The sequence below is a fragment of the Polaromonas potterensis genome, assembly GCF_033446725.1.
Taxonomy (GTDB): Bacteria; Pseudomonadota; Gammaproteobacteria; order Burkholderiales; family Burkholderiaceae_C; genus Polaromonas.
Window position 1 is genome coordinate 99,387 of record NZ_JAWQLX010000002.1, and the last position, 13,612, is coordinate 112,998.

A 13,612-nucleotide genomic window follows, 5' to 3' on the forward strand; every position below is an offset into this window, starting at 1 on the left:
AGCATAGGGATGCGGCAAAGTGTAGAGCAAGGCTGCGCCCATGAAAAAAGCCGGTAGCGATGTGCTACCGGCTTGGGGATGCTGACGCGCCGCCATGGCAACGCGAGACGCCGAGAATTAACCCGTCGCGGCTTCTTCAGCCTCGGGCTTGGCTTTGCCTTCTTTTTTCGGCAGCGGCTGGATATCCAGCACCACTTCGCCGGTTTCCACGCCTTTTTCGTCGGTGCTGACCTTCATGTCCACCGTCAGGCGGCCACCGTCGATCAGGCGGCCAAACAGCAACTCGTCGGCCAGCGCACGGCGAATCGTGTCCTGGATCAGACGCTGCATCGGACGCGCGCCCATCAGCGGATCGAAACCCTTCTTGCCCAGGTATTTACGCAGGGTGTCGGTGAAGGTGACATCGACCTTTTTCTCGGCCAGTTGCGTTTCGAGCTGCAGCAGGAACTTGTCGACCACACGCAGGATGACGGTTTCGTCCAGCGCCTTGAAGCTCACCACCGCGTCGAGGCGGTTGCGGAACTCGGGTGTGAACAGGCGTTTGATGTCCGCCATCTCGTCGCCCGCTTCGCGGACCTGGGTGAAACCCATCACCGCCTTGTTCATGGTCTCGGCGCCGGCATTGGTCGTCATGACAATGATCACGTTGCGGAAATCGGCCTTGCGCCCGTTGTTGTCCGTCAGGGTGCCATGGTCCATGACCTGCAGCAAGACATTGAAGATGTCCGGGTGGGCTTTTTCGATCTCGTCGAGCAGCAGCACGCAATGCGGCTTCTTCGTCACGGCTTCGGTCAACAAACCACCTTGGTCGAAACCGACATAACCCGGGGGCGCACCAATCAGGCGGCTCACGGCATGGCGCTCCATGTACTCCGACATGTCGAAGCGGATCAGCTCTATGCCCATGATGTAGGCCAGCTGTTTAGCCGCTTCCGTTTTGCCGACGCCCGTGGGGCCGGAGAACAGGAAGGAGCCAATCGGCTTGTCGTCGCGACCCAGACCCGAGCGCGCCATCTTGACCGCGGAAGCCAGCACGTCGAGTGCCTTGTCCTGGCCAAACACCACACTTTTCAGGTCACGCTCCAGCGTTTTCAGCTTGCCGCGGTCGTCGTTGGACACGTTGGCGGGCGGAATACGCGCGATTTTGGCCACAATCTCCTCGACCTCGGTCTTGGTGATGGTTTTCTTGCGCTTGTTGGCCGGCAGGATACGCTGGGCCGCGCCGGCCTCGTCGATCACGTCAATCGCCTTGTCGGGCAAATGGCGATCGTTGATGTATTTGGCGCTGAGTTCAGCCGCCGCCTGCAGGGCCGCCACGGCGTATTTGACGCTGTGGTGCTCTTCAAAGCGCGACTTCAGACCTTTGAGAATTTCGACGGTTTCTTGCACCGTCGGCTCGACCACATCCACCTTCTGGAAACGACGCGACAGGGCCGCATCTTTCTCGAAAATGCCACGGTATTCGGTGAAGGTGGTGGCACCGATACATTTGAGCTGGCCCGAACTGAGTGCGGGTTTGAGCAGGTTGGACGCGTCCAGGGTGCCGCCCGAGGCCGCACCGGCACCGATCAGGGTGTGGATCTCGTCAATGAATAAAATGCCATTGGGCTTGTCTTTCAGCGACTTGAGCACACCTTTGAGGCGTTGCTCGAAATCACCGCGGTACTTGGTACCGGCCAGCAAGGCGCCCATGTCGAGCGAATACACCTGCGCTTCAGCCAGGATGTCCGGCACGTCTTTTTGCGTGATGCGCCAAGCCAGGCCCTCGGCAATCGCGGTTTTACCCACACCGGCTTCCCCGACCAGCAGTGGGTTGTTTTTGCGGCGGCGGCACAAAATCTGGATCACCCGCTCGACTTCGTACTGGCGACCGATCAGCGGATCAATCTTGCCTTCCTTGGCGAGCTGGTTCAGGTTTTGGGTGTATTGCTCCAGTGGCGAGGCTTTTTCGTTCTTCTCGCCGCCTTCTTCGTTCTCGGAAGCGCTCTCGCCCGCCTTGGTAGGCTCGGGGGGATCGCTCTTTTTGATGCCGTGCGCGATGAAGTTCACCACGTCGAGGCGCGTCACGCCCTGCTGGTGCAGGTAATACACGGCGTGCGAGTCTTTTTCGCCAAAAATGGCGACCAGCACATTGGCGCCGGTGACTTCCTTCTTGCCGTTGCCGGTGGACTGCACATGCATGATGGCGCGCTGGATCACACGCTGAAAGCCCAGCGTGGGTTGCGTGTCGACATCGTCGCTGCCAGCCACTTGCGGCGTGTTGTCCTTGATGAAGTTGGCCAGCGACTTGCGCAGGTCATCGATATTGGCAGAACAGGCGCGCAGCACTTCGGCGGCGCTGGGGTTGTCCAGCAAAGCGAGCAGCAGGTGTTCCACGGTGATGAACTCGTGGCGTTGCTGCCTGGCCTCGACAAAGGCCATGTGCAAGCTGACTTCTAATTCCTGGGCAATCATTGCTTTTCCTTTCGGCTTGCTGCTTGGGTATCTGAGGGCGTAATTTGATAACTCTTCATGTCGATATGGGCCGTTTTTGCCATTATTCAATGGGCTCGCACACACACTGCAGCGGATGGCCATTTTTTCGTGCGGCTTCCGTGACCTGGTCGACCTTGGTGGACGCCACATCCTTGGAAAACACGCCACACACCCCTTTGCCGTCCAGGTGGATTTTCAACATGATTTGTGTCGCTGTTTCGCGGTCCTTGCTGAAAAACTCCTGAATCACCTCGACGACAAATTCCATCGGCGTGTAATCGTCATTGAGCAGCACCACTTGGTACATCTGCGGTGGTTTGGTCTTGAGCGGACGTCGCTCAAGCACGACCGAATCCCCACCGTTGGCATCGTCCGGCTTGAAGACCGGTGCCTTGGGCGGTGCGGGAGATTTGGGAGCTTGGGTTGCCATGGAATTCATTCTAGCCATCGAAGTTGTTCAATGCGACTGACAGGGAAATTGGTGGCGGTAACGCGACATTCAAGCGCGCGCCAGGGGTTTGTGCAGCGGGTTGGCCAAAATCCATGAAAAAACCGCCCCGGCCTGCGCCTGGGGCGGTTCTGCAGCCATTTTCCGCCTGATGACCAGCAAAAATAGCGCTTGCTGACGCAACAGGCAGAAAGCTTACATGTGGTCGATCATGACCTGGCCGAAACCGGAGCAGCTGACCTGGGTGGCGCCCTCCATGAGGCGTGCAAAGTCATAGGTGACTTTCTTGGACGCAATGGATTTCTCCATCGAGCTGATGATCAGATCGGCCGCTTCCGTCCAGCCCATGTGGCGCAACATCATTTCGGCCGACAGAATTTCGGAACCGGGGTTCACGTAGTCCTTGCCAGCGTATTTGGGCGCCGTGCCGTGGGTGGCTTCAAAACAGGCCACGGTGTCGGACAGGTTGGCGCCAGGCGCAATGCCGATACCGCCGACCTGGGCCGCCAGCGCGTCGGAGATGTAGTCGCCATTGAGGTTCAAGGTCGCGACCACGGAGTATTCGGCCGGTCGCAACAGGATTTGCTGCAGGAAGGCGTCGGCGATGCTGTCCTTGATGATGATGTCTTTGCCGGTTTTCGGGTTCTTCAGCTTGCACCACGGGCCGTCGTCGATCAGCTCGGCACCGAATTCCTTTTGCGCCAGGGCGTAAGCCCAGTCACGAAAGCCCCCTTCGGTGAACTTCATGATGTTGCCCTTGTGCACAATGGTCACGCTGGGCTTGTTATTGTCGATGGCGTACTGGATCGCCTTGCGCACCAGGCGTTCTGTTCCTTCGCTGGAGACCGGCTTGATGCCGATACCGGACGTATTCGGGAAACGAATCTTCTTGACGCCCATTTCATCCTGCAGGAACTTGATGAGTTTTTTGACCTTGTCGCTGCCGGATTCGAACTCGATGCCCGCGTAGATGTCTTCCGAGTTTTCGCGGAAAATGACCATATTGGTCTTTTCTGGCTCTTTCAGGGGAGACGGAACGCCCTTGAAATACTGGATGGGACGCAGGCAAACATAGAGGTCCAGCTCCTGGCGCATTGCCACGTTCAGGCTGCGGATACCGCCGCCTACAGGTGTTGTCAGCGGACCCTTGATGGACACCACATAGTCGCGCACGGCGTGCAGGGTTTCTTCCGGAAGCCAGACGTCGGGGCCATACACCTTGGTCGATTTTTCGCCGGCATAGACTTCCATCCAATGGATCTTTTTCTTGCCGCCGTAGGCTTTGGCCACCGCCGCGTCCACCACCTTGAGCATGACCGGGGTGATGTCCGCGCCCGTGCCGTCACCTTCAATAAAGGGAATGACCGGCTCGTCCGGAACATTCAGTGAGTTGTCGGCGTTGACGGTGATTTTCTGCCCTTGGGCAGGCACCTTGATATGCTGGTACATGTAGACAAGTCTCCGGTAAGCGCTTGACATCGCAATGACAACTACGAGGCGCGGTTTAGGTGCTAACCCGCAAATTTTAGTCCCAAACCAAAGTTTGAAACTTTTAGCAGCCCCGGTGTCAACCGTTTCCAAACGGGCCTCGTTACGGAAGGGTCCCCGAAAAGTTCGGGGTCGTTTCACACAACGTCACTTACAGGAAACTCTCATGAACAAAGTCCTCGCTGCCCTGATCGCTGGTCTCTTCGCCGCTGGTGCTTTTGCACAAGCAGCCGCTCCTGCCGCCGCACCTGCTGCCCCAGCCGCCGCTGCCGCACCGGCTGCTGCCCCAGCCGCCAAAGTTGACGCCAAGGCCGAGAAAGCCGCCGCTGCCAAGGCCGCTAAAGAAGAAAAGGCTGCAAAAGCCAAAGCCGCCAAGGAAGAAAAGGCCGCCAAGGCCAAAGCTGCAAAAGAAGAAAAAGCTGCAAAAGCCAAGGCCGCCAAAGAAGCCAAAGCCACCAAAAAAACTGAAGCCGCCAAGTAAATCCCGGCGCTTTTCGCAAAATGCCCGCTCTCAGCGGGCATTTTTCATGGCCGTCGTTTATGCTAATGATCTGCCCAATTTCTGGTGACCCCATGCCCTCCACTTACGATTCCAGCCAGCCGCGCCGGCGCGCCATGGCCATCGCGCTCTCCTGTCTCGCACTGGCCGCCAGCTGTGCGTTTGCGCAAGACGCGCCCCAGATGAACCTGCCACGCGTCAAACTCTCCGCCGGCATGCACCTGATCGACGCACAAGTCGCCCTGACCCCCGAGCACCGCGCCACCGGCCTGATGTTCCGCCGCGAGATGCCGCAGCACGAAGGCATGTTGTTCGTCTTCGAGCAGCCGGCCGACCAGTGTTTCTGGATGAAAAACACCCTGCTTCCGCTGACCGCCGCCTTTGTGGCCAACGACGGCACCATCGTCAACCTGGTCGACATGAAGCCCCAGACCACCGATTCGCATTGTTCGGCCCAACCCGTGCGTTATGTGCTGGAGATGAACCAGGGCTGGTTTGCCAAACGCGGCATCAAGGCGGGAAGCAAACTGGGCGGCCAGCCGTTTGAAGGCCGCAACTAAATTGGCGTGACGCCAGGCAGCGCGCGGCATCCAAACGCGGACAGGCCAGAAAAAAGGCGATCCGGGCTGCCGTCCGGATCGCCTTTCAAGCACCTGCCTGCAGGTCGCCTGGATCGCTGAGCTGGCTTAGGCCTTGAAAGACGCCAGGGTTGCGTTCAAGGTTTTGCTGGGACGCATCACAGCCTCCAGCTTGGCCAGATCGGGCTGGTAATAACCACCGATGTCCACGGGTTTTCCCTGTACGGCCTGGAGTTCTGCCACGATGGCCTGCTCGTTGGCCGTCAGTTGTTGCGCCAGTGGTGCGAACTGGGCGGCCAGTTCCGGGACCTCGGTTTGCGCAGCCAAGGCCTGCGCCCAATACATGGCCAGATAAAACTGGCTGCCGCGGTTGTCCAGCTGACCGGTCTTAGGCGACGGATTCTTGTTGTTCTCCAACAGCTTGCCGGTGGCCGCGTCCAGCGTCTTGGCAACGATCTTGGCCTTGGCGTTACCGGTCTTTAACCCCAAATCTTCCAGCGACACGGCCAGTGCCAGGAATTCGCCCAGCGAGTCCCAGCGCAGGTGGTTTTCTTCGACCAGTTGTTGAACGTGTTTGGGCGCGGAGCCGCCAGCACCGGTTTCATACATGCCACCACCGGCCATCAGGGGCACGATGGACAACATCTTGGCGCTGGTGCCCAGCTCCATGATGGGGAACAGGTCGGTCAGGTAGTCGCGCAGGATATTGCCCGTCACCGAGATGGTGTCCTGGCCGCGGATGACGCGCTCCAGCGTGTAACGCATGGCCCGCACCTGCGACATGATCTGGATGTCCAGGCCTTTGGTGTCGTGATCTTTCAGGTAGGTTTCCACCTTCTTGATCATCTCGGCTTCGTGCGGGCGGTAGGGGTCCAGCCAGAACACGGCGGGCATGCCGGAGTTGCGGGCACGCGTGACGGCCAGCTTGACCCAGTCGCGGATAGGCGCATCCTTGACCTGGCACATGCGCCAGATGTCGCCAGCTTCCACGTTCTGCGACAGCAGCACTTCGCCGGTGGCGAGGTCGACGATGTTGGCCACGCCACCTTCCGTCACCTCGAAAGTCTTGTCATGCGAGCCGTATTCCTCGGCCTGCTGCGCCATCAGTCCCACGTTGGGCACCGTGCCCATGGTCACCGGGTCAAAATTGCCGTTGGTCTTGCAGAAGTTGATGACTTCCTGGTAGATGCGGGCGAAGGTGCTCTCGGGGATGACCGCCTTGGTGTCCTGCGGCTTGCCGTTGGCGTCCCACATCTTGCCACCGATGCGGATCATGGCCGGCATCGACGCATCGACGATCACGTCGTTGGGCGCGTGCAGGTTGGAGATGCCCTTGGCCGAATCGACCATGGCCAGCGAAGGACGGTGCTCATGGCAGGCATGCAGGTCACGGATGATTTCTTCTTTTTTGGACGTGGGCAGCGTCTCGATCTTGTCGTACAGGTTCACCATGCCGTTGTTGACGTTCACACCCAGTTCGTCAAACAGCTTGCCGTGTTTTTCGAAAGCCTCCTTGTAGAAGATGCGCACCGCGTGGCCGAACACGATGGGGTGCGAGACCTTCATCATCGTGGCCTTGACGTGCAAGGACAACATCACACCGGTCTTGCGCGCATCTTCGAACTGCATTTCATAGAAATCGCACAGCGCCTTCTTGCTCATGAACATACTGTCGATGATTTCGCCAGCCAGCAAAGACACCTTGGCCTTCAGAACGACCGCCTGGCCATTCTTGGTCTGCAGCTCCATCTTCACATCACGCGCCTTGTCCAACGTCAGCGACTTTTCACCGTGGTAGAAGTCGCCCTTCGTCATGTGGGCCACGTGTGAACGCGAGGCCATGCTCCACTCACCCATGCTGTGCGGGTTCTTGCGGGCGTAGTTCTTGACGGCAGCCGGTGCGCGGCGGTCCGAGTTGCCTTCACGCAGGACCGGGTTCACGGCGCTGCCCAGGCACTTGGAATAACGCTGGCGAATGGCTTTTTCTTCGTCGGTCTTCGGGTCTTCCGGGAAATCAGGTACGGCATAACCCTTGCCTTGCAGTTCCTTGATCGCGCTGATCAACTGGTGCACCGAAGCGCTGATGTTGGGGAGCTTGATGATGTTGGTGTCCGGCAACAAGGTCAGACGGCCCAGCTCGGCCAAATGGTTGGGCACCCGTTGGGCTTCGGCCAGGTATTCCGGAAACTCGCCCAGAATGCGGCCCGCCACCGAAATATCGCTGGTCTCGACATGGATGCCTGCGGGCGCTGTAAACGTGCGGACGATGGGCAAAAAGGCACTGGTCGCCAGCAGCGGGGCCTCGTCGGTCAGCGTGTAGATGATGGTGGGTTGCTCGGTACTCATCGCTTATCTCCAGAAATTGATACGGGAATGCCACCGTCTGTGTCACAGGCCGGTAGTAATAGTCGGATGCCGTCTGATTTTGCTTTAGGGGTCAGACCCACTCGGCATTTTATGCAATGCAATTTTGCAATGCGAAATTTCAGGCGTTTGAACGCAACTATTTTTCACTCCGACGAAAAAAGCGCTCGCCGAGACGTCAAAAGGACCGCCTCTGCGCTTGGTCTGAGCAGATTTTTTAGCGAAGGTCTTCCCTGCTCCCGGCGGCCTATTCGGGCCCCACGGATGGTCAAAAAAAGAAAAGGGCTCGAAGATCCATCTTCGAGCCCTTTTTATTCAAGCTGTGTGCATCACCTGCAAGCCAAATTCAAAACACACTTGTTTTGTCCAAGGCCTGCTTCACAGGAAACACTGGGAGCCGAACGACGATCAGGCGAAGTTCTTGGCCGCGAAGTCCCAGTTCACCAGCTTGTCGAGGAAGGTTTCGACAAACTTTGGACGCATGTTGCGGTAGTCGATGTAATAAGCGTGTTCCCACACGTCCACGGTCATCAGCGCCTTGTCGGCGGTGGTCAGCGGCGTGCCGGCGGGGCCGGTGTTAACGATGTCCACGGAACCGTCGGTCTTTTTCACCAGCCAAGTCCAGCCCGAACCGAAGTTGCCGACAGCCGACTTGACGAAGGCTTCCTTGAACGCTGCGTAGGAACCGAACTTGGCGTTGATGGCCGTTGCCAGCGCGCCAGATGGCTCACCACCGCCCGCGGGCTTCATGCAGCTCCAGAAGAAGGTGTGGTTCCAGATCTGTGCTGCATTGTTGTACACGCCGCCGCTTGACTTCTTGACGATCTCTTCGAGTGTCATGGCCTCGAACTCCGTGCCTTTTTGCAGGTTGTTCAGGTTGACCACATACGCATTGTGGTGCTTGCCATGGTGGTATTCGAACGCTTCCTGGCTGTAATGAGGCGCCAGTGCGTCAATGGCGTAAGGCAGCGGGGGCAGTGTGTGTTCCATGTTTTCCTCGTGTGGTGTTGTGTTGATAAAACCGACTGTCAGGGCGCATTGTAAAAACTAAATCAGTCGCGGTGCAGAAACTGTCAAATCGACCTCGCCGTCGGCAAGGGTTGCGCGCAAGGCCTGGCCGGGCCGGGTCGCTGCGGCGCTGCTGATGGCCTGGCCCTGCATATCGGCCAGCCAGGCGTAACCGCGCTGCAGCACATGGTGGGGGTCCAGCGGCGCCAGGCGCAGCTGCGCACGCTCCAGCCGGCGCTGCTGTTGTTGCAGGGATTGCGCCAGTGCTTGCGGAAACGCTAGGCTCAGAGCCTGCAGCTGATTTTTTTCGTGCTGGAGGCCAGACTGCAACGCGTGGCGCAGACGCTGGGCCTGGCCGGCAAGCCGGGCCTGCTGGCGCGTGACCAGATGCGAGGGACGGCTGACGCGGGATGCGGCCCAGTCCAGCCGCTGGTTGTGGGCCTGCAGTTGGCGCTCCACGCCGTCTTGCAACCTTCCCTGGGCTCGCTCCAGCGCGCCCAGCCAGACCTGCTGCGGCTGGGCACACAACTCGGCGGCGGCGGTGGGTGTGGGAGCACGCAGATCGGCGCAAAAATCAGCAATCGTGAAGTCGGTCTCGTGGCCAACCCCACACACCACGGGCATGGGTGCGGCCACCAGCAATCGCGCCAGTTGCTCGTCGTTGAAGGCCCAGAGGTCTTCCATGGCGCCGCCGCCACGCACCAGCAACAAAACGTCCACCTCGGCACGTTCATAGGCCTTGCGCAAAGCCTGGCGTAACTCTTCGGGCGCCTGTGCGCCCTGCACGCTGGCCGGGTAAATCACCACGGGAATATGCGGCGCGCGGCGTTGCAGGGCCGTCACCACGTCATGCAGGGCCGCCGCACCCAGCGAGGTCACCACCCCGATGGCTTTGGGCAGCAGCGGCAAAGCCCGCTTGCGGCCGGCATCAAACAGGCCTTCGGCTTCGAGTTTGGCCTTGAGCTGAAGAAACTGCTCGAACAGATTGCCCTGCCCGGCCTGTTGCATGGATTCGACAATCAGTTGTAACTCGCCGCGCGGCTCGTAGACGCCGAGCCGGCCACGCACCTCGACCAGTTGCCCGTCACGCGGCGAAAAATCCAGTAGGCCGGCGGCGCGTCTGAACATGGCACAGCGAATCTGGCCCTGGGCGTCTTTCAGCGAAAAATAACAATGGCCGCTGGCCGCCCGTGAAAAGCCGCTGACTTCGCCCTGCACCGCCACCGGGTTGAAACGCGCCTCCAGGCTGTCGGCGATCGCACGCAGCAGCGAACCAACAGGCCAGATACGCACACCCGGCGCGGCCCTTGGCGGCTCGCTCGAGGACTCAAACACAGGCTATTCCCTTGATTTCATGCGGGTAATACTCCACAGAAGCCCATGCGGACGGGCTTAGGCCTTTGGTTTGCAGAAGAAGGTCTGATGTATACGTGTAAGCCATTGATTTTGAATAACTTTATTCTGCTCAAATTTTCATCGTTCTGTCACAAAGGCCCATGGGCGCGGCCTCGCGGCGTATCGCCGGGTACTTGCTCACAAAGTTATCCACAAGTTCTGTGGGTTAAGTCCTACGCCTTGGCGGCATTCAAACAAATCAAGGACTGGCCGCGCGAGCCCGATTCAGCGGGATCGGGTGGGCCATAATCCACAGCAATTATCTGCTGGGAGATTTGCCTTGTTTTCGATCATACAAGCCGCAGGCTGGCCAATTTGGCCCTTGGTTGCCTGCTCCATCCTGGCGCTGGCGCTGGTTATCGAGCGTTTTACCAGCCTCAAGACCGCCAGGATTGCACCGCCCAAATTGCTGGATGAAGCCATCACGGTGTCCCGCAGCGCCGTGCCGGCCCCAGACGTGGTGACCCACCTGGAACACAACTCCCTGCTCGGCCAGGTGCTGGCCAGCGGTTTTCGGGCGCTCAACGCCAATCCGCGCATCAGTGAAGACGACCTGCGCTCCACCCTGGAAGGTGCCGGCCGGCGCGCCGCCCACACGTTGGAGCGTTATCTGGCAGCCCTGGCCACGATTGCCTCGGCCGCACCATTGCTGGGCCTGCTGGGCACCGTCATCGGCATGATCGAGATTTTTGGCTCGCAGGCGGGTGGCGGCGGTGTGGCGAACGCTGCCGGCGGCAATCCAGCGCAGCTGGCGCAGGGTATTTCCATCGCGCTCTACAACACGGCGTTTGGCCTGATTGTGGCCATTCCTTCGCTGATTTTCTGGCGCTACTTCCGGGCGCGCGTCGATGGCTATTTGCTCACGATGGAAATTGCGGCTGAGCGTTTTGTGCGTCACCTCAATACGCTGCGCAAATCATGAGGTTCCGCGGACCTTCGCGGGATGAACCCGAGATCAACCTGATCCCCTTCATCGACGTGTTGCTGGTCGTGCTGATTTTCCTGATGTTGTCGACCACCTACAGCAAGTTCACCGAACTGCAGATCAAACTACCGGTGGCCGATGCCGAGCAGCAGCGCGACTACCCCAAGGAAGTGATCGTGGCCGTCAGCAGTGATGGCCGTTACATGGTCAGCAAAATCCCGGTCAACGGGCGCAGCATCGAGGCGCTCAGCGCCGCCCTGATGGCCGCCGCCAAGGCCGGCAAGGACAGCGTGGTGGTCATCAGCGCCGATGCCAGCGCCACGCACCAGTCGGTGATCACCGTGATGGAAGCGGCCAGGCGCAGCGGCCTGAGCCAGATCACCTTTGCCACCCAGAGCGCGGCCCAGGCCGGCGCCAAATAAACGTGAAGCGGCTGTTGCTGCAGGCCTGGCTGCGCCGCGGCGCCCTCGCCTGGCTGCTCTGGCCACTGGCCCAATTGTTTGGCTTGCTGGTGCGCTTGCGCCGTTTTTTGTACCAGGCCGGCCTCTTCAAATCCGAGCGTATGCCCGTGCCTGTGGTCGTGGTGGGCAACGTGGTGGCTGGCGGCGCCGGCAAAACACCGGCGGTGATTGCCCTGGTGCAACACCTGCAGGCTGCTGGCTGGCAAGCCGGCGTGGTTTCGCGCGGCTACGGCCGCAGCGGGCAAGCATGCCTGGAAGTTTTGCCGTCCACCCCACCCGAAGCCTCCGGTGACGAACCCGCCCTGATCCGACGAGCGACGGGTGCGCCTGTGTTTGTCGCGGCGCGGCGCATCGATGCGGTGCGCGCCCTGCTCGCGGCGCACCCGGCCACCCAGGTGGTGGTTTGCGACGACGGCTTGCAACATTACGCCTTGCAGCGCGACATCGAAATTGCGGTGTTTGACGAACGTGGCGCCGGCAATGGCTGGCTGCTGCCAGCCGGTCCGCTGCGTGAGCCCTGGCCGGCGCGCTTGTATCGCAGCGCGCGCGCAGGCGGACGCGGTGTCGATCTGGTGCTGCACACCGGGGCCCGCGCCGCTTTCGACGGTTTTAGCTCGACCCGCCGCCTGGCCGACCACGCGCTGCGCGCCGATGGCAGCCGTGTGCCGCTCAGCGATTTGGCTGGCCAGCCCTTGCTGGCGCTGGCCGGCATCGCCAAACCTGAAGCCTTTTTTGACATGTTGCGCGCCCGCGGCCTGCAACTGGCGGAAACCCGGGCGCTACCTGATCACTATAATTTTGATAGCTATCCACGCCCATCCGATAAGGGCTACACCTTGATTTGCACCGAAAAAGATGCGATCAAGCTGTTCCCCAGGCAGGCCAATGTGCTGGCCGTGCCTCTGGAGTTCTCCCCAGAGCCGGCCTTTTTTACCGCCTTCGACGCCTTGCTGCTGCCCCTGCTTTCTCCATTACCATTCCCCCATGGACACCAAACTGCTTGAACTGCTGGTCTGCCCCGTGACCAAAGGCCCACTCGTGTATGACCGCGAAAAACAGGAACTGATCTCCCGCAGCGCGCGGCTGGCTTACCCGATTCGCGACGGCTTGCCCGTGATGCTGGAAAACGAGGCCCGCACCCTCACCGACGAGGAACTCGGCCTGTGATGCTGCAGCTCTCGATCAAGGCATGAGTTTCACCGTCCTCATCCCTGCCCGCCTCGCGTCCACCCGCCTGCCCGACAAACCGCTGGCGGACATCGCCGGTGTGCCCATGGTCGTGCGTGTGGCTCAACGCGCTTTGCAAAGCGGCGCCGCCCGCGTCGTGGTGGCAGCCGACAGCCCGGCCATCCTGGACGCCTGTGAGTCTTTTAACGTCGCCGCCGTGTTGACCCGACCCGACCACCCCAGCGGCAGCGACCGGTTGGCCGAGGCCTGCGATCTGCTGGGCCTGGGCGACGAGGAGCAGGTGATCAATGTCCAGGGGGATGAGCCCCTGATAGACCCGGCGCTGATCAACGCCGTGGCCGGCCTGCTGGCGCAACGCAGCGATTGCGCCATGAGCACCGCCGCCCACGCCATCGCCACAATGGAAGACCTGCTGAACCCGAACATCGTCAAGGTGGTGCTGGATGCGCGCCAGACGGCGCTGTATTTCAGCCGCGCCCCGATTCCCGCGGCCCGCGATTTTGCCGGTCAGGCCTGGTGGGCCTCAGGCAGCAGCTTGCCACCGCCCTTGCGCCACGTGGGTATTTACGGCTACCGCGTCGGTTTTCTGCGGCAGTTCCCCACCCTGCCGCAAGCACCGCTGGAGCAACTCGAGCAACTCGAACAACTGCGCGCCCTCTGGCATGGCCATCACATTGCGGTGCATATCGCGACCCAGGCGCCCGGCGCCGGTGTCGACACGCCCGAGGATCTGGCGCGCGTGCGTGCGCTGTTTGTGTAAGCAAGCTGCGGGGAGGCGCATGC

General features: G+C 60.4%; 13 protein-coding genes. 7 read left to right on the forward strand and 6 right to left on the reverse strand.

All coding sequences use genetic code 11. The annotated features are described in order from the left end of the window. Window positions 1-117: 117 nt before the first annotated feature. From clpA to icd, 3 genes are all read right to left on the reverse strand, one after another. Entirely contained in the window at window positions 118-2,454 is a 2,337-nt protein-coding gene (gene clpA / locus R6254_RS03590) for an ATP-dependent Clp protease ATP-binding subunit ClpA (protein ID WP_318404492.1), read from the reverse strand. A gap of 82 nt (window positions 2,455-2,536) precedes the next feature. Continuing rightward, the gene (clpS, locus tag R6254_RS03595) at window positions 2,537-2,905 is read right to left on the reverse strand and encodes an ATP-dependent Clp protease adapter ClpS (RefSeq protein WP_318404493.1); all 369 of its coding nucleotides are present in this window, start codon (window positions 2,903-2,905) and stop codon (window positions 2,537-2,539) included. Window positions 2,906-3,118: 213 nt separating this feature from the next. Beyond that, window positions 3,119-4,372: an NADP-dependent isocitrate dehydrogenase gene (gene icd / locus R6254_RS03600; protein WP_318404495.1), complete on the reverse strand. Its 1,254-nt coding sequence runs from the start codon at window positions 4,370-4,372 to the stop codon at window positions 3,119-3,121. Between the two features lie 115 nt (window positions 4,373-4,487). On the opposite strand from icd, the gene R6254_RS03605 reads away from it, so the two are divergent. Beyond that, window positions 4,488-4,892 carry a hypothetical protein gene (locus tag R6254_RS03605; protein WP_318404497.1) on the forward strand — a complete coding sequence of 135 codons (405 nt, stop codon included), beginning with the start codon at window positions 4,488-4,490 and terminating at the stop codon, window positions 4,890-4,892. 92 nt (window positions 4,893-4,984) lie between these two features. Next, complete coding sequence (locus tag R6254_RS03610) at window positions 4,985-5,470, forward strand: DUF192 domain-containing protein (protein ID WP_412103099.1); 486 nt, start codon at window positions 4,985-4,987, stop codon at window positions 5,468-5,470. 126 nt (window positions 5,471-5,596) lie between these two features. Here R6254_RS03610 and R6254_RS03615 read toward each other — a convergent pair whose 3' ends face one another. The 3 genes from R6254_RS03615 to xseA form a co-directional block, all read right to left on the reverse strand. Further along, window positions 5,597-7,834, reverse strand: a complete 2,238-nt coding sequence (locus tag R6254_RS03615) for an NADP-dependent isocitrate dehydrogenase (protein ID WP_318404499.1) — start codon at window positions 7,832-7,834, stop codon at window positions 5,597-5,599. A 426-nt stretch (window positions 7,835-8,260) separates the two neighbouring features. Then, window positions 8,261-8,842: a Fe-Mn family superoxide dismutase gene (locus R6254_RS03620; protein ID WP_318404500.1), complete on the reverse strand. Its 582-nt coding sequence runs from the start codon at window positions 8,840-8,842 to the stop codon at window positions 8,261-8,263. A gap of 57 nt (window positions 8,843-8,899) precedes the next feature. Beyond that, a complete protein-coding gene (gene xseA, locus R6254_RS03625) occupies window positions 8,900-10,195 on the reverse strand; it encodes an exodeoxyribonuclease VII large subunit (protein ID WP_318404502.1) in 1,296 nt (431 codons plus the stop codon). Between the two features lie 340 nt (window positions 10,196-10,535). Here xseA and R6254_RS03630 point away from each other — a divergent pair, with 340 nt between their 5' ends. Genes R6254_RS03630 through kdsB form a run of 5 tightly spaced genes read left to right on the forward strand, consistent with a single transcriptional unit; the run spans window position 10,536 to window position 13,589 of the window. Then, window positions 10,536-11,177 (forward strand): MotA/TolQ/ExbB proton channel family protein, encoded by a 642-nt coding sequence (locus R6254_RS03630; protein WP_318404503.1) that lies wholly within the window; start codon window positions 10,536-10,538, stop codon window positions 11,175-11,177. Further along, window positions 11,174-11,602: an ExbD/TolR family protein gene (locus tag R6254_RS03635; RefSeq protein ID WP_318404505.1), complete on the forward strand. Its 429-nt coding sequence runs from the start codon at window positions 11,174-11,176 to the stop codon at window positions 11,600-11,602. The genes R6254_RS03630 and R6254_RS03635 overlap by 4 nt, the downstream gene beginning before the upstream one ends. Before the next feature lie 2 nt (window positions 11,603-11,604). Further along, window positions 11,605-12,645, forward strand: a complete 1,041-nt coding sequence (gene lpxK / locus R6254_RS03640) for a tetraacyldisaccharide 4'-kinase (RefSeq protein WP_318404507.1) — start codon at window positions 11,605-11,607, stop codon at window positions 12,643-12,645. After that, window positions 12,626-12,808: a Trm112 family protein gene (locus R6254_RS03645; RefSeq protein WP_318404508.1), complete on the forward strand. Its 183-nt coding sequence runs from the start codon at window positions 12,626-12,628 to the stop codon at window positions 12,806-12,808. The genes lpxK and R6254_RS03645 overlap by 20 nt, the downstream gene beginning before the upstream one ends. A 22-nt stretch (window positions 12,809-12,830) precedes the next feature. Further along, the gene (gene kdsB / locus R6254_RS03650) at window positions 12,831-13,589 is read left to right on the forward strand and encodes a 3-deoxy-manno-octulosonate cytidylyltransferase (protein WP_318404510.1); all 759 of its coding nucleotides are present in this window, start codon (window positions 12,831-12,833) and stop codon (window positions 13,587-13,589) included. Window positions 13,590-13,612 lie beyond the last annotated feature (23 nt).

Coding starts and splice junctions, on each gene's coding strand:
- clpA (WP_318404492.1), bottom strand. CDS start 2,454: ATGATTGCCCAGGAATTAGAAGTCAGCTTGCACATGGCCTTTGTCGAG.
- clpS (WP_318404493.1), bottom strand. CDS start 2,905: ATGGCAACCCAAGCTCCCAAATCTCCCGCACCGCCCAAGGCACCGGTC.
- icd (WP_318404495.1), bottom strand. CDS start 4,372: ATGTACCAGCATATCAAGGTGCCTGCCCAAGGGCAGAAAATCACCGTC.
- R6254_RS03610 (WP_412103099.1), top strand. CDS start 4,985: ATGCCCTCCACTTACGATTCCAGCCAGCCGCGCCGGCGCGCCATGGCC.
- R6254_RS03615 (WP_318404499.1), bottom strand. CDS start 7,834: ATGAGTACCGAGCAACCCACCATCATCTACACGCTGACCGACGAGGCC.
- R6254_RS03620 (WP_318404500.1), bottom strand. CDS start 8,842: ATGGAACACACACTGCCCCCGCTGCCTTACGCCATTGACGCACTGGCG.
- R6254_RS03635 (WP_318404505.1), top strand. CDS start 11,174: ATGAGGTTCCGCGGACCTTCGCGGGATGAACCCGAGATCAACCTGATC.
- R6254_RS03645 (WP_318404508.1), top strand. CDS start 12,626: ATGGACACCAAACTGCTTGAACTGCTGGTCTGCCCCGTGACCAAAGGC.
- kdsB (WP_318404510.1), top strand. CDS start 12,831: ATGAGTTTCACCGTCCTCATCCCTGCCCGCCTCGCGTCCACCCGCCTG.